The 22,191-nt window shown below is 51.4% G+C and carries 16 protein-coding genes; 7 read left to right on the top strand and 9 right to left on the bottom strand.

The window, feature by feature from the left end:
* Window positions 1-53: 53 nt before the first annotated feature.
* From ACLD72_RS15955 to ACLD72_RS15945, 3 genes are all read right to left on the bottom strand, one after another.
* Entirely contained in the window at window positions 54-1,694 is a 1,641-nt protein-coding gene (locus ACLD72_RS15955; RefSeq protein WP_458475932.1) for an S-layer homology domain-containing protein, read from the bottom strand.
* A 24-nt stretch (window positions 1,695-1,718) separates the two neighbouring features.
* On the bottom strand, window positions 1,719-5,987 hold the full coding sequence (locus ACLD72_RS15950; protein WP_410996747.1) for a PA14 domain-containing protein: 4,269 nt from the start codon (window positions 5,985-5,987) through the stop codon (window positions 1,719-1,721).
* Between the two features lie 766 nt (window positions 5,988-6,753).
* Complete coding sequence (locus tag ACLD72_RS15945) at window positions 6,754-7,308, bottom strand: GNAT family N-acetyltransferase (RefSeq protein WP_410996746.1); 555 nt, start codon at window positions 7,306-7,308, stop codon at window positions 6,754-6,756.
* A gap of 248 nt (window positions 7,309-7,556) precedes the next feature.
* On the opposite strand from ACLD72_RS15945, the gene ACLD72_RS15940 reads away from it, so the two are divergent.
* The 7 genes from ACLD72_RS15940 to ACLD72_RS15910 all read left to right on the top strand — a co-directional run bounded on the left by ACLD72_RS15940 (window position 7,557) and on the right by ACLD72_RS15910 (window position 15,717).
* Window positions 7,557-9,332 (top strand): ABC transporter ATP-binding protein, encoded by a 1,776-nt coding sequence (locus ACLD72_RS15940; RefSeq protein ID WP_410996745.1) that lies wholly within the window; start codon window positions 7,557-7,559, stop codon window positions 9,330-9,332.
* Window positions 9,319-11,097 (top strand): ABC transporter ATP-binding protein, encoded by a 1,779-nt coding sequence (locus tag ACLD72_RS15935; protein ID WP_410996744.1) that lies wholly within the window; start codon window positions 9,319-9,321, stop codon window positions 11,095-11,097. The genes ACLD72_RS15940 and ACLD72_RS15935 overlap by 14 nt, the downstream gene beginning before the upstream one ends.
* Window positions 11,098-11,306: 209 nt before the next feature.
* Window positions 11,307-11,510 carry a helix-turn-helix transcriptional regulator gene (locus ACLD72_RS15930; RefSeq protein ID WP_251590841.1) on the top strand — a complete coding sequence of 68 codons (204 nt, stop codon included), beginning with the start codon at window positions 11,307-11,309 and terminating at the stop codon, window positions 11,508-11,510.
* On the top strand, window positions 11,507-11,923 hold the full coding sequence (locus ACLD72_RS15925; RefSeq protein WP_410996742.1) for a hypothetical protein: 417 nt from the start codon (window positions 11,507-11,509) through the stop codon (window positions 11,921-11,923). Before ACLD72_RS15930 ends, ACLD72_RS15925 begins: the two co-directional genes overlap by 4 nt.
* Before the next feature lie 159 nt (window positions 11,924-12,082).
* A complete protein-coding gene (locus ACLD72_RS15920; RefSeq protein WP_410996740.1) occupies window positions 12,083-13,468 on the top strand; it encodes a diguanylate cyclase in 1,386 nt (461 codons plus the stop codon).
* A 70-nt stretch (window positions 13,469-13,538) separates the two neighbouring features.
* A complete protein-coding gene (locus tag ACLD72_RS15915; protein WP_410996739.1) occupies window positions 13,539-14,012 on the top strand; it encodes a hypothetical protein in 474 nt (157 codons plus the stop codon).
* Between the two features lie 151 nt (window positions 14,013-14,163).
* On the top strand, window positions 14,164-15,717 hold the full coding sequence (locus tag ACLD72_RS15910) for a flavocytochrome c (RefSeq protein ID WP_410996737.1): 1,554 nt from the start codon (window positions 14,164-14,166) through the stop codon (window positions 15,715-15,717).
* Between the two features lie 88 nt (window positions 15,718-15,805).
* On the opposite strand, the gene ACLD72_RS15905 is transcribed toward ACLD72_RS15910, so the two are convergent.
* From ACLD72_RS15905 to ACLD72_RS15880, 6 genes are read right to left on the bottom strand one after another with little or no spacing between them, the layout of a single operon-like run.
* The gene (locus tag ACLD72_RS15905; RefSeq protein ID WP_410996735.1) at window positions 15,806-16,783 is read right to left on the bottom strand and encodes an aldo/keto reductase family oxidoreductase; all 978 of its coding nucleotides are present in this window, start codon (window positions 16,781-16,783) and stop codon (window positions 15,806-15,808) included.
* Between the two features lie 17 nt (window positions 16,784-16,800).
* Window positions 16,801-18,270: a sucrose phosphorylase gene (gene gtfA / locus ACLD72_RS15900; protein ID WP_410996733.1), complete on the bottom strand. Its 1,470-nt coding sequence runs from the start codon at window positions 18,268-18,270 to the stop codon at window positions 16,801-16,803.
* Between the two features lie 4 nt (window positions 18,271-18,274).
* Window positions 18,275-19,243, bottom strand: a complete 969-nt coding sequence (locus tag ACLD72_RS15895; protein WP_410996731.1) for a carbohydrate kinase family protein — start codon at window positions 19,241-19,243, stop codon at window positions 18,275-18,277.
* A gap of 20 nt (window positions 19,244-19,263) precedes the next feature.
* Window positions 19,264-20,343, bottom strand: a complete 1,080-nt coding sequence (locus tag ACLD72_RS15890; RefSeq protein WP_410996729.1) for a Gfo/Idh/MocA family protein — start codon at window positions 20,341-20,343, stop codon at window positions 19,264-19,266.
* Window positions 20,344-20,365: 22 nt separating this feature from the next.
* Window positions 20,366-21,205 (bottom strand): carbohydrate ABC transporter permease, encoded by an 840-nt coding sequence (locus tag ACLD72_RS15885; RefSeq protein ID WP_410996727.1) that lies wholly within the window; start codon window positions 21,203-21,205, stop codon window positions 20,366-20,368.
* A gap of 27 nt (window positions 21,206-21,232) precedes the next feature.
* Entirely contained in the window at window positions 21,233-22,117 is an 885-nt protein-coding gene (locus tag ACLD72_RS15880) for a carbohydrate ABC transporter permease (RefSeq protein WP_410996726.1), read from the bottom strand.
* Between the last annotated feature and the right edge of the window lie 74 nt (window positions 22,118-22,191).

The raw sequence follows: 22,191 nt of genomic DNA, 5'->3' as shown, positions 1-22,191 counted from the left end.
CCTAGCTTCATCCAACCTTCTCGGTGCTGAAAACCTGACTTTTTGAACTCCTATTATAGAGAACTGTCCGTAATCAGCCGTTTAACCATAACAGCAACCTCGGCACGGGTCACGGCCCGGTCCGGGCTGAATTTCTGCCCATCGCCTTGAATCAGGCCTTTGCTCCATGCGCTGCTGGCGGCGGCCTTCGCCCAGCCGGAAATGCTGCCGGCATCGGTAAAAGCGGGCTGCCCCCCGTTCGCCGCCAGGTTGAAATAATCCGCAGCGCGGACCAGCGCAACGACCGCTTCCTCACGGGTGATTTGGTCGTTCGGCCGGAACTTGCCGTTATATCCGGTAACGATGCCAAGCGCCGCCGCGTCAGCCACATTCCGGGTGTAATATTGGCCAGCCGGCACGTCCGTAAATGCCCCCTCAGTGCTTTGGTCTGCCAGCAGTTTGCCCGATTGCTCAAGCGTCCGCATGATCAAAGCGACGAATTCGGCGCGGGTAATGCTGCGTCCCGGCGCGTAATGGTTTTCGTCGACGCCCTTTACGATACCCTTGGCGGCCAGCGATTTGACGGAGCTTTCCGCCCAATGCCCGACCAAATCCACAAATGTTTTGCTGTATTGCAGAATCGTGTAATAGGAGAAATGCCCAACGGTAAAGTTAAACGTTCCGTTCTTCACCGTACCAGGCGTATATACAAGCGTTTTGCCGTCCGCATAATAAACACCGGCAAGATCCGCAGAAATCTGCTTCGCCTGCTCGTCCGTCAGCTTCAGCGTTACCACAGCGGGTTTGTCCAACTGATGGATTTCCGTCACGTTGTCGCCGGAGATCAGTTGTATCACGACGGAGAGCACAACGCCGGTGGATGTATAGTCAGGATTTGCGCGCAGCGACTGCTCGACCACCGCCTTGGCTTCATCGCTCCAGGCCGCGTTCAGCACGATGCGGACTCGCGTGAGCTCATCGGCGGAAACCGCCAGTGAGCCTGCCGGGAAACGGACGGTTCGGTTGCCGGACGTTACGATCAGATCGATCTCGCGATCCTCCAGTCCGGTTAACGATTTCGCCGGGAATTCCAGCGCCGATCCGGCTTCCGCGGCGGATGCGGGCAGTTCGATCGTCACCGCATCGCTCGCTTGCTGCGCGGCTTTCGCCAATACGTCGCTGCCGGCAATATACCGGCCGTCCTTGGCCAATTCCAGCTGAACATTTGCGCCGCTCACCTGTCCCGCGGCCGGCGGAATATCTTTGGAATCGGAATTATTCGCCGGTGGAGTCGTTGTGACGGGATTCGAATTCGAGCCTCCGCTCGGGTTATTTGGTCTGGAGGGCTCCTCGGGATTATTTCCGCCTTTGCGCGGAATCGTAAACGTACCGGACTGAGTCAAGCCGCCGTTGCCGGCAACGACCGTATAAACGCCGGAGGGCGCCAGGTCTTCCGTCTCCGGAATTGCCACCGTCTTCGTATAAGCTCCGTTTTCGGCAGAGATAACATCGATATATAAAACCGTTTGATTCGGGCTCACAATTTTGACCACGACGTCGTCCGTTTCGTCCGCCACCGTTCCGGAAAGCGTAATTTCGCCGCCGCGCAGCACCTCCTTCACGCTTAACTCCAGCGTGAAGGAAGCCGCGGCGTAGACCGAAACCGGCGTAAGCACGAACAACAACGCCAGGATGGCCGCCACATATTTTTTCACCGTATTGTCCTCTCTTTCTGTCCGTTACTGAAACATAACCGGTCTAGCCAGCTGGAGCGGCACTTCAAGGTTGCTGTTAAACTCGTCGAACACAAACACTTTGACACTGTACTTGTCTCCGCTGACATTAAAATATTGGGAAACATTTAGCTTGCCGTCCTGCAGCGGAATAGCGTTGATCAGCAACGGCTCGTTTCCATTCAGCAGCTCAAACACCACGTAGGCGGGGCCGGTGTAATCGGCCAACCGCTCGACCTCAACGTCCACCTGAAGCTGGTTTTCTCTCTTGAGGACGCCCGACAGGGCATACGTATCCCGAACTCCGTTTACGGTAAACGGTTTATCCGAAGCCAACGGCAAACCGGCTACGGTTCCTGCCGCTTCGTCCCCTTTTACGCGCACCAGCACCGTGCCTGCGGGGTAATCATAATCCCCTACCGGCTGCGGTTTGGCCGTTACCGGCTGCCAGGTTTTGCCGCCATCGACGCTATATTCGTAAGCGGATGGCTCGTCATAACCCGGAACCGCGGTCCAGTCAAACGTGTTGCGCGCGTCGTCGACCACCGGAGCGGTCGGCTCCGGCGGCACATCGCCCTGCAAAACGGCCGTTTGAATGTCCGAATTGTCCCGCTTATCCACCGCTCTAACCGCAAACTCGTACGTTAAAGCAGGATCCGTTTTGTCTACCGTGTATTGATATTCCGTTTGACCTTGTACCGCCGGTACGTATACGCTCCAATTCGGGCCAAGTCTACCGTTCACTTCGTAAATCCGGAAGCCTCGAACAGCGTCATCAGCGTTTTTATCTGTCGGTTTGGTCCAGGAAAGCTCCGTTTTCTTGCCGTCAACCATCTTGGCGGACAGCCCTTCAACCGGATTTGGTTTTTCACTGTTTTGGACGATCGTATACTTGTCGAACGGAGTATCTTCACCCGAAATATAGGTGCTGATGGTCAGGTTGTCCTCCGTGATATGAACGCCCGAATAAATCGGTTTATTCGGTTGCTGATAAGTCGCAGCGTAATACTTGTCCGCGTTTGGATTGATTTGATAATATTTCCGTCCCGGCGAGTTGTTGATCATATAAAGCGTTCCGTCCGGATTGAGCAGCCGGCCGTTCGCGTCCTTCTTCACATTCGTCACGGGTTGGTTGTTGTACATTTGATAGGATCTCATGAAAGTATGGTCATGCCCTTGCAAAACCAGGTCGATCCCAAGCTCGTCCAGCACCGGATAAAGCTTCTTCCGCAACTCTGCAATATCGGTATCGGTAGCGTGATTGCCCACGGAATAAATCGCTTTGTGGAAGGCTACAATTTTCCATTTTTTGTCCGTTTGGGCCACTTCTTTTCTCAGCCACTCGATTTGCTTGTTGAACGAATTTGTCTGCGCTGCGTCCCAAGGGATATCACCGGTATTCAATACCATGATATGAGCGGGTCCGTAATCAAACGAATAGACCGTACCTCTCGGTTTGGGATCAGTGTGCGAGTCGTCCGGCAAATTAAAATGATAGAAAAAATTGTTGTTGTTCGGCCCCTCATGGTTGCCGATCGTTGCCATCAAGGGCAGGTTCATCAGCTGGTCTTGCGGCTGGCCGAAATAATCGCTCCACTGTCCTTCGTTCGCTCCAGCATCCACCAAATCACCGGGCATGACCAGAAATCTTGCGTCAGGATAGTCGTCCAAGGCATTCTTGAGCGAATTGGCCCAGACGCGGTAATCCTCGGTATTCGCGCCCTGCGAATCCGTCATATACAGGAAATCGTATTCGTTCTCGGTATTACCCTCAGTCGTAATGCGACCGGTTTGGCTCCAGTTGCCGTCACTGCCCACCCGGTATTTGTAGGCCGTTCCAGGAGTAAGGCCCGTCGCAATCGCCTTATGGCTGATAAAAGAGCCGGTGGTGCTGCCAAGATTTAAGTTCTTAAGGATCTGCGTATCCTTAGGATCGCCGACAAAACGCATCCCCGCCGCCGAATCGAAATCCTGATCGGCAGGCACGACTTCCACGATGCTGTCCAAAATATTGGCCGGCGCGTTATCCGGGATCTCATAAGAGGTATACCAGGCAAACGAACGGGTCGTTTTCGCGTCGCCGTAAAGGGACATCGCTATATCCTTCGGCGAATAGTCCACGGCTTCGGATTGGTTGACCGGACTGAAGGTAAAGCCGTCCACGCTTCCGCCGCCGGCAAACTTCAGCACGGCTTGCCCGTCATAAACGACATTTACGAGTTCCTTGGGCTTGACGGTAGCCTCCAGCTTAAGCTTAAGCACGGACAGATCGGCGCCCTGCTCCACGCTTTCGACTTTAAGCTCTTTGCCGCCGGCTTTCACCGACAGATGGTCCTTCAAAGCGGATGGCAAATCACTCAGATCCGCCATCAGGTTAAGCGAAACGGTCAGGCCGTCCGCCGCCAAGTTGCCCGAGATCGGCCCGGTATAATTTTCCGGCAAATAAAAAGCGGTCGCCGGCACGATATCCTTGAGCATGTTCGGCGTCGACCAGCGCAAATACAGGTTCGAGCCGCCGTAATCCTCGAAATACTCAACCTTGAAGTTGTATTTGACACCGCCCTCCAGGGTCACCGGCTGGCTAGTCTGCTCCTTGTCCCAGTCATTCACCCAATGGTCGATGACGACTTTATCGTCGATCCATAACTTGAACCCGTTGTCGCCGATCATGTAAAACGTATAATCGCCCGATTCCGGCGCCATGATCTGCCCGGTCCAACGCACGTTGGCGTCGTCCTGTCTGCCCGCCCAGGTTTGCAGGACCGGGTCGAGATTCGTGAAGTTGATTTGCGAGTCGACGATAGTCGCTTTGTGTTCGACAAAATTAAATGGCATATCGCCGTTGTTGGTGTAATATTCGCCCAGCAGCCCTTGATTTTTTCCAAGTACGGGCGGGGTCGAGTCGGAACTGTTCAGTTCTAATGAAAAATAGAGGTCGGAACTGTCCGCGCGCTGCTGATGGACTTCCGCGGCAATCACGTTCGTGCCGTCAACAAGCAGGGACGGATCGATATCGAAATGTTCCTCGTCCCGCTCGTCGCCCACCGCTTCGGGAGCAAGCGTATTGTACGTGATGGCGCCTTGAGGCAGATTCGTGCGGTGCACCTCCTGACCGTTCAAATAGATGACCGCGCCATCGTCACGGATCAAAGCGGCGGAAAGCTGTTTAATCGCGTCGGCATCCGCTACCTGGAATTCCTTGCGGAAATAAGTTGTAATGTATTTATTGCTTGAACTGGAGCCGTATTCGATCACGGTTGTCGGCTGCGGTTTGCTGCTGCCGGCATATCCAAGCGAAGCCGGAGCCGTCTTCCATTCGCTGTCATCAAAGGCAACGGCGCGCCAGGCCGTTCCCTGATCGGTGCCGTTGTCGAGATAGGTCCAAACGCTGTTCTTCGCAATCAGTTGTCCGTCAGCGAGAGCTACCGATGCCACCTCCGTGACGGTGACCAGCGCGGACGCTTTATAACCGCCATCCGCCGTGGACGCGGTGATTCCGGTCGTACCCGGCGATTTGGCCGTAACGAGACCGTCGGCGTTTACCTCGGCGATAGCCGGATTATCCGACGACCATGTATAGGCAGGATTGGTCGCATCGCTAGGCACAACCGTCGCCATCAACCGCTCCGATTCCCCGGCCGCAAGCTCCAAGCTCGGCTTGTCCAGCTTAATGCCGGTCACCGGTACGGCAGCCGGATTTTCCCCGAACGCACCGTAAGCCTCAAACTCATAGATGTTCGCCTGATAGTTCCCGTTTTCGTTCGCATCCCCTGGATCGGTGATGTTCAGCTTGAAATAACGAGCCGTCACCGGTGTATCCAATTCATGTTCCGTCGTGCCGTACGTGTTGTCCGTCACTGTCACCGCGGTCGTCCAATGCACGTCATCGGAACTGGTTTCAATCGTAAAATCGCGGGTATTGAAGCCGTCCGGTTCGCCCGCCGCGCCCGCATGGGCCACCACGAACCTGTGCACCGTCGCTTCCGAGCCCGCGTCGATTTTGAGCCAATAAGGGTTCTGCGCGTCAGGGGACTGCGTATCTCCCTCATAAGACCACTTACTATCTGTAACATTTCCGTCAATCGATTTAGACGAGGCATAACCGCCCGATATCTCTCCGTTTGCCGTGGCCGTTACGCCCGCGCCGGCAAACACATTGACGTCCCCGGACTCCGCCAGCGCCGGCCGAACCGGAACATACCCCGCCGAGAATAACGAGGTTAAAAGCATAACCACCGCAAGCACCCGGCTTGTCAGCGCAACCCTACTTTTCACTCCCAAACTCCCTCCCAGTCAAAGTAATGATGATCGAAGGAAATGATACGCTTTAGCTTGGTTTCATTCAATTCATGCATCGTTAAGGGGATATTAAATTTTCGTTAAAGACTTTTGATAAAATGGCCCGATCCAAAAACCCCCTCCCATTCGCGGCAAGTTATTAATCCCGCGGCTGCTTTTTTTTGTAAGGAAAAGGATGATAATGTGAAGGATTTAGACCTATGCGGAAAACAAGCCAATCTGCTAATGCCTCTAGAAACCCGATAAGTAAGCGTTTGCAAAAATGTTATTATCACCGCTCATGTAAGCCTTATGGAACGTCCTCCCCCTTTGTTAAATCTATGTAAAAAACGTCGCTATATTTCCTAAATTATGGGTGATTTATTTTTGCCGGAAAACGCAAAAAAAACGCTGGAGTGTCAGCGGCTTTCAAATATATGTAAATCCCGATATATGCAAAACACGATAGCGGTATTTTTTGTACTTATTTCGGCCCCATTGCCTTTTTCGAATCAATAGCGTCATTTTTTGTACCTATTTCCTCACGCCCCCCTCGGAACCCTCCTGTTTTACCCGGTCTACGGAAAATAAGAACCTTTAAAGTCTCTATTTTGCTCATAGCCCGGATTTGCCAAGAAATAAGAACATAATTTTCCGCTATTCCAGATCCGGAGGGCCAGCGGCATTACTCCTGTCCGGGAGCATGTACTCTGTCGTAGGAGACATGCACGTCTGTCCGAGCCCAGAGAAGCCGACGATTCCCTCACTTCACGAAATCCCTCACATCGCACAGCCAAATCATGTGATCCTGGCCCGGGCCCCAGTAGTCTTTAGCCACCTTATAGGGTTGGCCGAATTTCCGCAGCCATTTTTGCTGCGCGCGCCGGTAGCCGCTGTCCAGGCAAAACCGGCCGACTCCCTGCCCGGCCAGCAGCGTCAGCATCTCCCTGATCAAAGCCGAGCCAACGCCCCGGTCCTGGTATGAAGGCAGCACATACAGGCTCCCCAACTCTCCGACGTCATTCAGCTCGTTTGCCGTCGTGCATTGCCGGATTTCCTCCCCGCACGGGCCAAAAGAGATCGTGCCGACCACCTCCCGCCCCACTTTGGCGATCAAAAACTTGACGTCCGCATCCGCCGAAGCCAGCGCCGCGTCCAACAGCTTTTGCTTATGCCCGATTTCCCCACGGATGTCTTCCTTTAAATGTCCGAGCCCTTCCCGGGCAAACGCATCGGGGATGGCCAGCTCAAAAACCCGGCAGGCCGCTTCCCGGTTGCCCCGGGACAGTGAGGTTACAGTGATGCCGACTGTCATCATCGCGCTTCCCTCTTTTCATTATTTTTTTCAGACCAATAAAAAAACTTAATATCCAGTTCATATTCTAAATAATGTAACGAAATAAAAGCAAAGGGATGATTCCATGAAGAAAACGCAGTCTTACGTGTCAACATGCGGGAATATGCGGGTTTTACCTGCTGATGGATATGGTATAATCTCCATGATTTGCAAATTGGAAAAATCATCTTTCAGCGTAAATGAGAGAACAAACAGAAGCAGGTGATCAGATGTTTGAACTAAAATGGCTGTGGCAAAATCTGCGCGGGGACAGGACCAGGTACATACTGGCACTCATCCTCTCCGTCGTGGGCTCCTCGCTCATGATCGTGAATCCGTACATAGGCCAGCGTATCGTCGATACGTTTATCGCCGGGCCCGATGCCATGCAAAACTTGACGCAGGAACGGCAATTGCTGATTATGCTCTGCCTGGGAATGGTCGGCTTTTCCTTGCTGCGCACGGGTCTGGCTTACTTAACGATGATGCAGTACGAGCGGGCCTCGCAAAACATGCTGTACCGCATCCGCATTTATCTGTACGACAAAATCCAAGAACAGGACATGCATTACTACGATCACAACCGCACCGGCGATCTCATGACCAAGATGACAGGCGATCTGGACATGGTTCGGCACTCGATGGCGTGGATTATCAAAACGATCATCGAATCGCTGACGATTTTCGTTGCCGCGGTTGTTTATTTTTTCACCATCGACGCCGAACTGACCTGGTGGCTGCTGATCCTGTCGCCGCCGATTTTCATCGTGGCCTACATGTTTGCGAAACGCGTTCGCCCCATGTATGTTGACCTGCGCGAACGGCTGTCCCAGCTGAACACGACGACCCAGGAAAATATTTCGGGCAACCGCGTCGTCAAAGCCTTCGCCCGCGAGAAGTACGAAATCGAGAAATTCATCGAGAAAAACGAAAACTTCTCAAAGGCCAACAAAGCGGCCGCGCTCGTATGGCTGGACTATTTTCCTTATCTGGAAACGTTCGCGCAAGCCTTCAACGTGATCCTGATGATCGCCGGCGGGCTGTTCGTGATGAACGGACGGATCACCTTTGGGGAATATTCGGCGTTTGCTGCGCTGGTGTGGGCGGTTTCCAACCCGATGCGCAACATCGGTATCATCATCAACGACATTCAGCGCTTTTTCGCCAGCTTGACCAAAATCGTGGAGATCTATTATGCCAAACCGCAGATCGTCAACGGGCATAATGCCGAGAAGCCCCAGCGCTATGAAGGACGGATCGAATTCGATCATGTCAGCTTTAAATACGACAATGCGCTGGTGCTGGACGATGTGAGTTTTACGGTCGAGCCGGGTGAAACCGTTGCCATCATGGGCTCGACCGGATCGGGCAAAACGACGCTCGTCAACTTGATCCCGCGCTTTTACGATGTGACCGAGGGGCACGTGCTCGTAGACGGCACGGACGTGCGGCAGCTTGAGCTCGATGAGCTGCGCGGAAACATCGGCGTCGCGACCCAGGACGTGCTGCTCTTCTCCGATACGATTGACGGCAATATCGCTTTCGGCGATCCCGACCTGCCGGAGGAGGAGACCGTCGAATACGCCCGGCTCGCCGCGGCGCACGACTTTATCGTCAAAATGCCCGAAGGATATGACACCATCGTCGGAGAGCGCGGCGTCGGCTTGTCCGGCGGCCAGAAGCAGCGGATCGCGCTGGCACGCGCCATGGCGGTCCGCCGGCCGATTCTGATCCTGGACGATACGACCTCGGCGGTCGATCTTGAAACCGAAGAGCATATCCAGAAAAGCCTGCGCGAGCTGGAATACCCCTGCACGAAAATCATTATTGCGCAGCGGGTGTCCACGACTGCCGAAGCCGATCGTATCCTCATTCTAGACGGAGGCCGGGTGATCGAGGAAGGAACCCACACCGAGCTGCTGGCGAAGCGGGGTTATTATTACGATGTGTTTATGCTGCAGAACGAAGGCGTTGGAAGGGCGGTGACGGCAAATGGCAAGGAATAGATTCGACATCGACGAAAACCTGGAATCGCCTTTTGACATCAAGCACTTCCGGCGTGCGATGGTCTATATTAAGCGGCAGAAAAAGCCGATGCTCGTCGCCTTTGCGCTCAGCGCTTTGTCCGCGGCGATCGGGCTGTCGGCCCCGCTGATCATGCAGCACGTCGTCGACGTGACGATTCCCGAGAAGGCCGTCCTTCCCCTGCTGGGCTGGTCGGCGCTGATGCTGGCGACGATCGTCGTCAGCGTGATCCTGGCGACGATCCGCTCCCGTATTATGACGGTCGTCGGCCAGGATATCATCTTCGACATCCGGACGGACCTGTTCAAGCATTTGCAGGAGCTTCCGTTCAAATATTACGACGACCGGCCGCAGGGCAAGATCCTGATCCGGGTCGTCAACTACGTCAACGCAGTTTCCGACGTACTGTCCAACGGCATCATCAACTTTATTTTGGAATTGCTCAACTTGATCTTTATCGCCGCGTTCATGTTCGCCGTTGACGTCCGGCTTTCGCTGATCACGCTTGCGGGGCTGCCGGTGTTCCTCGGCATCATGCTGATGATTAAAAACAAGCAGCGCCGGTCATGGCAAGCGGTATCGAACAAAAGCTCCAACATGAACGCTTATTTGCAGGAGAGCATCAGCGGCATTCGCGTGACCCAGATTTTCTCCCGCGAGCAACGCAATGAGGGGATATTTACCCGCCTGGCCGGCAATTACCGGCGCGAATGGATGCGGGCGATCCACTACAACGCGCTGATTCCGTTTTCGGTCGACAATCTGGCAACGATCGTGACGATGCTGATCTACATGATCGGCCTGCTTGCGCTAAATCCGGCGGAGGTCACCTTCGGCGTGATCCTTGCAATGAGCAACTATGCGGCCCGCTTCTGGCAGCCGATCCTGAACCTGTCCAACCTGTACAACAACTTTATCAACGCTGTCGCTTATCTGGAGCGGATTTTCGAAACGCTGGATGAGCCGGTCACCGTCAGCGACGTTCCGAACGCGAAGGAACTGCCGCAGGTGAAAGGCAATGTGACCTTTGACGACGTCACCTTCGCGTATGACCCGGGACTTAACATCCTGGAGAATCTCTCCTTCGAGGTGAAGGCCGGGGAAAGCATCGCACTCGTCGGCCCGACCGGGGCAGGCAAGACGACCGTCGTCAACCTGATATCGCGGTTCTATAACATAACGGACGGCAGGATCCTGATCGACGGTGAAGACATTTCCCAGGTAACGCTGAAGTCCCTGCGCAGCCAAATGGGGATTATGCTGCAGGACAGCTTTATTTTCTCCGGCACGATCTTGGACAATATCCGCTACGGCCGGCTGGACGCCACCGAGGAGGAAATTATCGCCGCCGCCAAGACGGTATGCGCCGACGAGTTCATCCGCGAGTTCGATCAGGGGTATCAGACGGAGGTGAACGAGCGCGGCTCGAAGCTGTCCCAGGGGCAACGCCAGCTCATCTCGTTTGCCCGGACGCTGCTCGCCGATCCGCGCATCCTGATCCTGGACGAAGCGACCTCGTCCATCGATGCCAAAACCGAACGTTTGCTGCAAAAAGGCTTAAACGAGCTTCTCAAGGGGCGCACCTCGTTCATCATCGCGCACCGGCTGTCTACCGTAAAAAACTGCGACCGGATCATGTACGTCTCGGACAAAGGCATCGCCGAATGCGGCTCGCATGACGAACTGATCGCCCGCCGCGGCCTTTACTACCGCCTGTACACGGCGCAGAAGATGGAAGCTATGTAAAAGAACCGCCGGGGCATCTCGCTCCGGCGGTTCTTTTGATGCAGCTCCATACTTTAAGCGTTGCTAGAGGATGGGAGAGAAACCTCCCCTGCCGCTTTAAATCCGGCCGAGAAGATGATCACATGGAAAGCTAACTTGACATTCAACGTTTGGGTGTGTTAATTTTTATGTAAAGTTAACTTTCCATTTCAAGTATTTGAGGTGAATATGTGAAAAACAGGCTTGAGGAAATACGCAAACGGGACGGGATTAGTCAGGAAGATCTGGCTGCTGCGCTCAAGGTTTCACGGCAGACGATCGGCTCGCTGGAGAACGGGCGGTACAATCCGTCCATCATCCTGGCCTTCAAGATTGCCCGATACTTCGGTATGCGTATAGAAGACATTTTCATCTATGAGGAGGAGACATCATGAAAATAAAAACATCGGTTTATATAGTTGCGTTGATCGCGGGCATTTGCTGTATCGCGGCCAGCTTCGGTTTCAAAAGCGAGGAGGTAAAAGCCGTATCCGGAATGCTGATCGGCGTCGGGGCGGGATTGATCGGGATGAGCGTGGCTCAGCTCTATATGAAACGGTATGAATCCAAGAATCCCGAGTTCGTAAAGCAAACGGAAATCGAAATAAGCGATGAGCGGAACACGATGATCCGCCATCGGGCCAAAGCGAAAGCCGGTGACATCACCCAGTGGCTCATTATGGGCATTGCATACATGACGATCCTCATTTCAACCCCCTTATGGGTCACGCTGGCGGTTGTAGCCGTTTTTCTGCTCCATACCGCAATCGGCCTCTATTATATGAACAAATATCAGAAGGAAATGTAGGCCGCCAAGAACTATCCCTCCATCGGCAAACATGTAATTCGAGAGAAAATGAGCGGATGCTCCCGCTTGGAAACTTTGTCCTCCGGATCAAAGATTTTCATTGACTCCCCCTCTCCAGGAGGCTACAATTTTCGACATGAGCATGGATTATCCGAGGAGATGGGGAAAATAAAAAATATCATCATCGGCATTCTGAAGAACACCGGAGTTCTTCTATTATATGCGTGTTTTCTTTTTATCGAATTCAGGTTTTACGGGCATATTCCGCTGCCGATCCAATTGCTGGCCATCGCGCTCCTGATCGTGTTTACCTATTTCGTCGCCTCGCCCCTATGGATGAAATCGTTCCCCAGGAAAAGAAATTTCGCGATCCGCCTGATGTTGGGCATTATTATCTTTTTAAGCTACGCTTGGGATTTTCTGAGGTCTCAACACTCGAACCATGTGTTCAGCGTTGAGATTTTTATCGTGCCTATCATTTTAACGTTATTGTTTTTCTCTCTGAAAGAATCGGTTTTCGTCCTGATGTCCTGTGTCGTGATCAGTGCCGTCAACGTCCTCTGGCATATGCGCGGCATCAACGGGGATGCGGTTTTTTCGGGGGTGCTGGAGGTGGGGATCTGTACGCTGCTCATTTTCATCATGAATCGGGCGCTGAAAGTAAGATCCAGACTCATCAACAAGCAAAACATTTTCGTGGAAAACTCTCGCGCCTTAATGATCGGAATCGACCGCACCGGAAAAATCGACTTGTGCAATCCGGCGATGTGCCGGCTTTTGAAAATGAAACAAGACGAGGTGTTGGATCACTTTTTTTGGGAGGTTGGCGCCAAAGTATCCGGCGAAGCGGTAGATCAAATCTTTCAACTGCTGGCTCAGCGCAAAAAAACGGGGCAATTCGAGCTCCAGGTTCCGGACGGCCAGGGGGCTTCCACGTTTTTGGCGGATACCTATCCCGTCGAGGATGACGGTCTGGTAAGCGGTATTATCGTCGTATTAAATGATATTACCGACCGAAAAACCGCCGAAAAGAAGCTGTACGAGCTGTCCGTTACGGATGATTTGACGAAGCTGGCGAACCGGAGGCATTTTGAGCAGCGCCTTGACGAAGAAATCATTCGCTCCAATCGATATGTCCGCCCGCTTTCGTTATTACTGATCGATCTGGACCATTTTAAAGACATCAATGATACATACGGTCACCGCATCGGGGATCTTGTGCTGTCAACGGTAGCCAAGCAACTGGAAAGCCATGTGCGGGATACCGATGTTGTGGCCCGCTGGGGCGGAGAAGAATTCGCCGTTTTAATGCCTGAGACCGAACTTAAGGAAGCGGAAAAAATCGGAAACAGATTGTTAACAACGGTTCGAGAAACCCCCATTCCGGTTCCGGAAGAGCATGGAGAACCTATTATGGTGACCTTCTCGGCGGGAGTCACCACCCAAACATCCGGCATTGTGAAAGAGCAAATTATCGAATCCGTCGACACGGCCTTGTATGAGTCCAAGAATAACGGCAGGAACCAGGTTACGCTCGGTCTTTAGAAGGATTTGGGAGAGATTTGTCGAATAGGTCTACAGACCTGGAATTATGAATTGGAGGGAATCTAAGGAAGTGCAACGCCCATCGAAACCAACCGCAAGCCCGGCGCAAAGATCATCCGCGCCTCAAGCCGGACGAACGGCCAGCGGGCAGGTCAGAGCGGCCGGCAACTCGCCAAGCCGCGCGTCTGCCGCTACGTCCCCAGGAGCAGGAAATCCGGCTAACAGCGCAAACCAAAAAACCGTTGTTTGCCGAAAATGCAAGTCCCCGCAGATCGCTGCCAACAAGCGGGGGTACAGCTTCGCCTACCTGTTTACCTGTCTTGTCACCATGATTCTTTTCGGCATTTTCCTCTTTATACTTAACGGCGTGATGCTCATTTCCGCCAATACGGCTTCGGCTTTTGGCTTTTTGGGGCCCCTCGGGCTAGTTTTTATATTCTTTTCATTGCCTGTCAGCATATTGGTTGGCTTTGTCGGAAGAAGCACGATTGTAAACGGCTGTATGAACTGCGGACACAAATGGACACCTGCCAAGAAAAAATAAGAAAACAACGCTGCCGATCGATATTGGCGGCGTTGTTTTCTTTCCGGACTATGAATTGTTTCACACAGTTTGTGAATTTGTTCACAAAATTTTGCAGGCAATCATGCTATAGTAAACGGGAACAACAGGCATAGAAAGTGGAGGGGTAATCATGACCAAGAAAACAACGACAGCACTGATCCTCGTTCTCTCGCTCGTCCTCGTACTGGCGGGATGCGGCGGCGGGAACCAAAATCAGACCAAGAACCAGACCCAGGACCAAAACCAGAGCCAAAACGCCGGAAACAAGGACGCAGGCAAAGAAGCCGAAGCCGTTTCGGGCGCGTCGCAAACGAGCTATACGCCAATCGACCAGCTTAAGGACAAATACGATATCATCATCGTCGGCGCGGGCGGCGCCGGGATGACGGCCGCGCTTGAAGCGAAAGCCAGCGGGATGAACCCGGTGATTTTCGAAAAAATGCCGGTGGCCGGCGGAAACACGACGAAAGCCTCGTCGGGGATGAATGCTTCCGAAACGAAATTTCAAAAAGAGCAAGGCATCGAAGACAGCAATGATTTATTTTATGAAGAAACTTTAAAAGGCGGCCATGACACCAACGACAAAGAGATGCTCCGCTACTTCGTTGATAATTCCGCAGCGGCGATCGATTGGCTGGATTCGATCGGGATTCGCTTGAACAATATTACGATTACGGGCGGGATGAGCGAAAAACGCACCCACCGTCCCGAAGACGGCTCCGCCGTCGGGCAATACCTTGTCAACGGGTTGCTGAAGAACGTCAATGAACAAGGAATTCCACTGTTCGTGAACGCTGACGTCAAAGAGATTACGGAAAAAGACGGCAAGGCAAACGGCGTCAAAGTGCTTTTTAACCAAACGGATGAAAAAACGATCACCGCGGGTGCCGTTGTCGTGACGACCGGCGGTTTCGGGGCCAATATGGATATGATCTCTAAAGTTCGGCCGGATTTGCAAGGATATGTGACCACGAACCAGACCGGCAGTACCGGCGACGGCATTCAGATGATCGAAAAACTCGGCGGTACGACGGTCGATATGGATCAAATCCAGGTTCACCCGACCGTGCAGCAGGAAAAATCGTATCTGATCGGGGAAGCCGTTCGCGGGGAAGGCGCGATTCTCGTGTCCAGCGAAGGCAAGCGGTTCACCAACGAGATGGACACCCGGGACAATGTCACGGCGGCAATTAATAAACTGCCGGAAAAATCCGCTTATCTCGTATTTGATTCCGGCGTCAAATCACGCGTGAAAGCGATCGAACAGTACGAAAAAATGGGCTTTGTGCTCCAAGCGGATTCCACCGAGGCGTTGGCCGAGCAAATGAGCGTACCGGCGGATGCGTTGAAAGCGACGCTGGACACGTGGAACGGCGCGGTGAAAAACAAAAACGACGCCGAGTTCGGCAGAACGACCGGGATGGACAACGACTTGTCCGCGGGTCCGTACTACGCCATCAAAATCGGCCCCGGAATCCACTACACGATGGGCGGCGTAAAAATCAACACCAACACGGAAGTATTGAATAAAGAAGGCCAAGCCATCCCAGGCCTGTTTGCAGCCGGAGAAGTAACCGGCGGCCTGCACGGCCAAAACCGGATCGGCGGCAACTCCGTAGCGGAAATCATCATTTTCGGCCGCCAAGCCGGGATCAAATCGGCGGAATATGTGAAGGCGCAGTAAGAAACTAAGAACAAACGATGCAACAAAACAAACAAACGCTTGGGCCAGGTGGGCCCAAGCGTTTGTCGTTTTGGGTTGTTATTTCAAATCAAGGCAAGCCTACCCCTCGAGAGCTAACGTATAAGGTGTACCATTCATCGCGGCTCAATACGATGTTTTCGGCTTCCGCGCACGCCTGAATTCGGGAGGGGCTGGTTGTCCCGATGACCGGTTGGATGGCGGCAGGGTGTTTCATCAGCCACGCAAGCACAATCGCTTCCGGCGAAGTGTGCTTCTCTTCCGCCAGCCGCTTAACTAGCTGAGCCGTATTTTTCACACTTTCGCTGGCATTCTCCAGGCTGGCTCCTGAATATAAGCCTTTGGCCAACGAACCCCAGGCTTGGAGCTGAATGTTTTCCAGTTGGCAGAATTCAAGTGTGCCCTCGGGAAAAATATTGCCCTTCGCCGCGTCTTGATTCACATGGATGCCGGTTTCAAGCCAGCCGATTTTGTGCAAGCTCAGTTCCAACTGGTTTATCACCAGCTTTTCACTGCAATGGGCTTGGAATAAACGAATTTGTCCGGCGCTCATGTTGGAAACGCCAAAATAGCGGACTTTTCCTGATGCTTTTAACTGATGAAAGGCTTGCCCTACTTCCCGCGCGTCCATGAGCGCGTCCGGTCGATGCAAGAGCAGAATATCCAAGTAGTCAATCCCCAGTCTGGAAAGAATCCCGTCCACACTCTCCAAAATATAGGCCTTGGAAAAATCATAACGAGCCGGAATGCCCCCCGCTTCATCCGGAAAGCGAATCCCTAACTTGGATTGAACGATCATTTTTTCTCTTAACTCCGGTTTTTCCTGCAACACCTGGCCAAAGACGGTCTCAGCTTTTCCGTAGGCGTAAATATCCGCATGATCGAACATATTGATCCCGCTGGCCAAAGCCGTCTCCACCGCTTCATGCGCCTGCTTTACATGTTCGGTTAGAATGGGATCCCGGCTCCAGCCTCCGCCAAGCCCCATACATCCAAAAATAAGCCGGCTTGCGTTCAATCCGTGATTATGAATTGGCAATACTGTCATCTCAAGCACATCCTCTGTTATACAAAATATTGTTTCATAACGCCATTTTCATCCGTGTAATCGATGACCGACTGCTTCGTTTTAAGATTAACGAACAAGGTGCACCGCGTTTCATCCTTTTGCCAGGAAAGCCGAATTTCATCCGCCGCGGAGTTAAGCACCTGGAACTCCCCGTTAAACGCCTCATATTCATTGCGAAACCGGATCAGCTTCAACAGTCTCTGAACCGCTGCTTTTTCCAAAGCTTGTTCGATTTCCCCAAGGGTAAAATTGTGGCGGTTGATTTCCCGCCCTTCCCCGGTTTTTTTCACATTTTCAAGATCGTTTTCCCCGGCCAGCAGTCCGACATAATAAACCTGGGGTACGCCCGGCGTAAAGAACTGCAGCGCCCGGGCAGCCAAATAAGCATCGTCATCGCCATTTAGAACGGAGTAGTATGAGCATCTGATTTGATGAACATCAAAACCATCCTCGGCTTTATGCTCGTCCGATAAAATCAGGCTAAGATTCGCCCCTCTTTCCAGGCAGGTATCGACTAATTTTCTCGCTTCTTGGGTATCCAGCAAATCGTCCAAATCCGGCTTGACCGGAATGCCATCATGGCAGTCCAGCATCGTAAACTGTTTAGGCGGCCGAGCTTTCAGATACTGCTTCAGAGATTCGCCCGACTCATTGATGAACGCCTCCAATATGCGATAAGGCAAAATGAAATCGTAAATCCAATAGCCGCGTTCCGCCAGTTTGTACTGGATGGAGTAATGAGCGTGCACTTCGGGAAGCAATTCGATTCCCAAGGACTCGGCAAGCCCTTTGATCCAATCGAGAAACTCGTAGATTTCCGGCTCCACGAAAAAGCAGCTCGTGCCCAATTTTTTAACGACATATCCGACAGCGTCAAGACGTACGATTTTCACATGATGCCTTTTAAAATGCATAAAGAAGTCGCTAAACAGCTGCTTGACCTTCGGCGAGTTTACATCCAAATCGATTTGTTCGGAGGGATCGGTTTTTCCAAACGTCGTCCACACCTTTTCTTCCTGGCCGGTTTCTTCGATGGTAAACGCCGAATACGGCAGCGGTCTGCGCAAGAACATTTTTTCAATATCCGCTTGTACCGGTTCTCCGTCTCGCCAAATCTTATCCAGCGTAATAAAATAATCAGCGTATTCGGATTTCCGGCCTTTTTGGAGAAAATCCTGAAAATACTGTGACTGCCGCGAAATATGATTCACCATCAAATCGACCAATACGTCAAAGTTTTCGCCAATTGCTTTCACATCGTCCCAGGTGCCGAAGTTCGGATCAATTTCCAAATACGTAAGCGGAGCAAACCCCCGGTCTCCCGAGGAAGGAAACGGCGGAAGAATATGGACTCCGCCTTTAAAGATATCCGGGAAATACGTGGAGAGAACGCGGTTGAGCGTCTTTAAATCACCTCCTAACGAATCCGGATACGTGATCAGTTGCACTTGATTATGGACTGCCACTTTTTTACTCCTCCCGTAATCCATACATGTCTTTTATGACTTCCAGCTTTGGCAAATCGGCAATGGCGCCGGTATATTTCAACTTATAGGCGCTGACCGCAAACCCCAGGGTCAAGGCTTGTCTGATCGTATACCCTTTTACCGCCGCCGCGTAAAATCCCGACCAAAAGGCATCTCCCGCACCCGTCGTATCCGCCACCTCGGTGGCCAAGGTGGCGAAGCGGACGGTTTCCGAACCGTTGGAAACCAGGGCGCCGTCTTTTCCCAAGGTCAGGATGACAAGTTTCGCCCCAAGCTTCAGAAACGTTTCCAGATATCGTTCGGGCGTTTGTTTGCCAAACAATCTTTCCGCATCGTCCTCGGACGGTTTTACAATATCCACCTTCCCGATGAGCGACTTCACATACCGGACGCCATCTTCACCGTCTTCCCACAACATCGGGTGGTAGTTTGGATCAAAACAGACCAATAATCGATTCGTTTTTGCCGCTGCTATGATCTTTTCAATCGTGTCTCTCGCCGGTCTCCTGGAGATGGGCCAGCAGGAGAAATGTACGACTTTGGCATTTTTCAAAGCCTCTTCAAGCTCCGCAGTGTAAGACAGGTGATAATCCGCTCCTCGATAAAAAACAGGAATCGGCGTAGATTGACTTTTTGTTACGACGACCATACTCGTGGAATAATCAGCTGCCCTCTGAACATAACTCGTATCTATACCGGCGTTGTTTAATTCATTGATTAAAAAGGCTCCTAATCCGTCTTCCCCCACGGCCGATGCTACAACAGGCCGAATTCCTAATTTCTTCGCGTTCATCGCGATATTGGAGGGCGACCCGCCAAAAAACCTGTGGTAAGTATGGCATGTAAAATCATCATTATAGTCCGCGGATATCATATCGATCAGAATTTCTCCTGCCACGAGCAGATCGTTACTATTATTTTGAAGCTCGATTGGATGATCAAAATTGAACATGTCAGTCCCCCGGAATCCGCTTACTGAGCCCATATTCTTGTTGAAGTTCTTACTTCTTGATGCGGATTTTTAAGCGCCGCGTCCATCATCAAAGAAATATAAGTATCCTGCAGCGCTTCTTTTAATGAATAAAATTCGATTCCGTCAGCCAAGTATTCCCCCATCCGCTCCAAGCAAGCGGACACGGCGATTTCATCATCGTTCAATCGAGCATTCGCAAACGGATTCCTATAAACGAATTCTTCACCCAACATGATTCCGTAATGAGACCATTCCTGATTGTTGTATTTGCCTAAGTCGATACGGTTTAATTCCTGCGTTACCGGCACGTTGCCAGGCGCAAGATATCGCACGGTCAGGTCATCGATTTCGCCTCTTACGCCTTGTACGGTCAGTTGGCGGGTACGGATAAAAGAGTGGTACTGCGCCGGATCGGAAAAATCAAAAAACGCGACTTTCCCATGATCGAATTCCAATGTCAAACGGTCTCTTGTACAGGAAAAAATCTGCCCGTCAACGACCATCCCTTCCCGTCCGTACGTTTCCGTGACATCAAAGGAAAACCTTTTCCCGTAGATGATACAGTTTTCATATCCCGCGTTCAAAAACTTTCTGATGATGCTGACGCCGTGATACCCATGCAAGGACGATAGATTCATATTGCTGACTTCTCCTAGTTTACCGTCTTGAATCACCTTTAACCAAGCGGCATACAGCGGTTGCACAAAATATTGTTCGGCGATTTGAATTTTGGCGTTGTATTTATTGGACTGTTCCCATAGCTCTTCCAATGCTTCTATCGATTCTCCCGGTGGGGTCTCGCATAAAACGGGGATTCCTTTTTTAAATAAATCGATTAAATAATCGGTAACAAAACCTCTTTTGACGGATAACACCACATAATCAGGCTGGCTTTTGAGCAGCTCGTCCAGCGAATGGACGACGTTTACTCCAAATTTCCGGGCGAACTCCTCTCCTTTTTCCCGGTTCCGAATCACCACCCCGGTTAATTCGAATTTCTCGGGAATGGCCTTTGCAATACGAATGTAAAATTCAGCTCTCCACCCTGAACCTATAAGCCCAAATCTTATTTTATTCATCCTCATTCTCCCTTTGAAGTTTCTATCCTTTAATCCCCCCGGAGGTTAAGCCGGCAATGATTTTCTGCTGGAAGATTAAAACCAATACGATGAGCGGAACCGTTACAACGATGGACGCCGCCGCCATGTCACCCCATGGCAGTTCATAATTGCTGGGAAACAGCGCGATCCCAACCGGCACCGTTCTCATGCTGTCGTCCGTCATAAAAGTCAAGCTATAAATATACTCATTCCAGGAATTGATAAAAACCAAAAGGCCTACCGAAAAGGTGGCGGGTTTAATGAGCGGCAGCATAATTCTGAAAAAAGTTTGCAGCCTGGAACACCCATCGATGGTTGCCGCTTCCTCGAAGCCCTTCGGCAGTTGACTGAAGAAGTTCGTTAATAACCAGATCGCCATAGGCAAAGCAAAGGTTGTATAAGGGATAACAAGCCCGGCATACGTATTTAACAAGTCCATCTTTTTCAAGATTAAGAACAAAGGGCTGACCGTGGAAATGGTGGGAAACATGGAAATCGTCAGGATGGACAGCAGGATGACTTTTTTCCCTTTAAAGCGCAGTCTCGCCAAGGCATAGGATGCCGAAGCGCCAATTAAAATGCTTACAACGGTGGTGATCGTTGCAACAATCACACTGTTGAATAAATATCTGGCAAACGGATGTTTCTGGAATACATTAAAATAATATTCAACGTTAATTTTGCCAGGTATCCATTTGGCCGGAATGGCCGATATCTCCGCAAGCGGTTTAATCGAAGTTAAAAATTGCCAGATATAGGGCAGCAAAATGAAGGCTAAAAATAACAAAACCAACACATATAATAAGCTCGACTTTAACGTCCTCGATATTTTAAGATCCATTGGAACTTCCCTCCTTTCCGAAAAATACTAGGCCAGATTTTTGCCGATTAATTTCATATAAATTAAGCTAATGGCAAACACGACCAAGAAGATCAGAATCGATAACGCTGAACCATAGCCAAAATTCAGAAATTTCATCAGGTGGGCGTAAGCATATAGAGATACGCTTTCCGAACCGTTTGCCCCGCCGGTCATCACGGAAACCAAATCGAATACCCTGAACGCGTCGATCGTTCTGAAAAGAAGAGCGACGAGCACGGTGCTCTTGACCATCGGCAAAGTAATTTTTACGAACGCCTGAAAAGCATTGGCGCCGTCGATTTTCGCCGATTCATACAAATCGCCGGGAATCATTTGCAGCCCCGCCAAGATGAGCAGCGCCATAAACGGAGCCGTCTTCCAAACATCCGCAATAACCAGCGCCATGAATGTACCGCTTTCCGTGCTTAACCAGGCTTTATAGCCGTCAATCATCCCAAGTCTGTACAGCACATCATTAAACAAACCGTACTGGTCATTATATATAAATTTCCACATCAGGGCCGATACGGTAGTCGGAATCGCCCATGGAATAAGAATCGCCGCTCTAACCAATCCTCTGCCTTTAAACGTTTTGTTCATAATCATCGCCGCAGCAAAACCAACGATTAATTCTAAAAAAACGGTTGCAATCGTGAATTTAAATGTAAAAAAAATCGAAGCTCCCGCTCTTTCATCCCGAAATATATCGGAATAATTTTTTAAACCGACGAACGGATATCCTGAGCCCGGATCCGTAAGCACCATCTCATGCAGACTTAACCAAAATGTCCTTAAAATCGGATAAACCGCAATGACCAATAAAATAACTAGCGCAGGGAACATCATCAGCCAGGCGTCTCTGGTTTCCTTTCTTTGCTTTAAACTCTTCATTCCCTCATTAACTCCTTCTGGCGGCATGGACTGCAGCGAAGCGGGTATTATTTAAGTTGCCCCGATCCGTACAA

This window comes from Paenibacillus lacisediminis, assembly GCF_046567315.2.
Note: the sequence above shows the minus strand (reverse complement) of the source record. Positions and strands in the feature narration are given on the sequence as shown.

Bases quoted from the DNA above. Each gene is read 5' to 3' on its own strand.
- ACLD72_RS15945 (WP_410996746.1), bottom strand. From the start codon at position 7,308: ATGATGACAGTCGGCATCACTGTAACCTCACTGTCCCGGGGCAACCGG.
- ACLD72_RS15940 (WP_410996745.1), top strand. From the start codon at position 7,557: ATGTTTGAACTAAAATGGCTGTGGCAAAATCTGCGCGGGGACAGGACC.
- ACLD72_RS15935 (WP_410996744.1), top strand. From the start codon at position 9,319: ATGGCAAGGAATAGATTCGACATCGACGAAAACCTGGAATCGCCTTTT.
- ACLD72_RS15925 (WP_410996742.1), top strand. From the start codon at position 11,507: ATGAAAATAAAAACATCGGTTTATATAGTTGCGTTGATCGCGGGCATT.
- ACLD72_RS15920 (WP_410996740.1), top strand. From the start codon at position 12,083: ATGGGGAAAATAAAAAATATCATCATCGGCATTCTGAAGAACACCGGA.
- ACLD72_RS15910 (WP_410996737.1), top strand. From the start codon at position 14,164: ATGACCAAGAAAACAACGACAGCACTGATCCTCGTTCTCTCGCTCGTC.
- ACLD72_RS15905 (WP_410996735.1), bottom strand. From the start codon at position 16,783: ATGACAGTATTGCCAATTCATAATCACGGATTGAACGCAAGCCGGCTT.
- ACLD72_RS15895 (WP_410996731.1), bottom strand. From the start codon at position 19,243: ATGTTCAATTTTGATCATCCAATCGAGCTTCAAAATAATAGTAACGAT.
- ACLD72_RS15890 (WP_410996729.1), bottom strand. From the start codon at position 20,343: ATGAATAAAATAAGATTTGGGCTTATAGGTTCAGGGTGGAGAGCTGAA.
- ACLD72_RS15885 (WP_410996727.1), bottom strand. From the start codon at position 21,205: ATGGATCTTAAAATATCGAGGACGTTAAAGTCGAGCTTATTATATGTG.
- ACLD72_RS15880 (WP_410996726.1), bottom strand. From the start codon at position 22,117: ATGAAGAGTTTAAAGCAAAGAAAGGAAACCAGAGACGCCTGGCTGATG.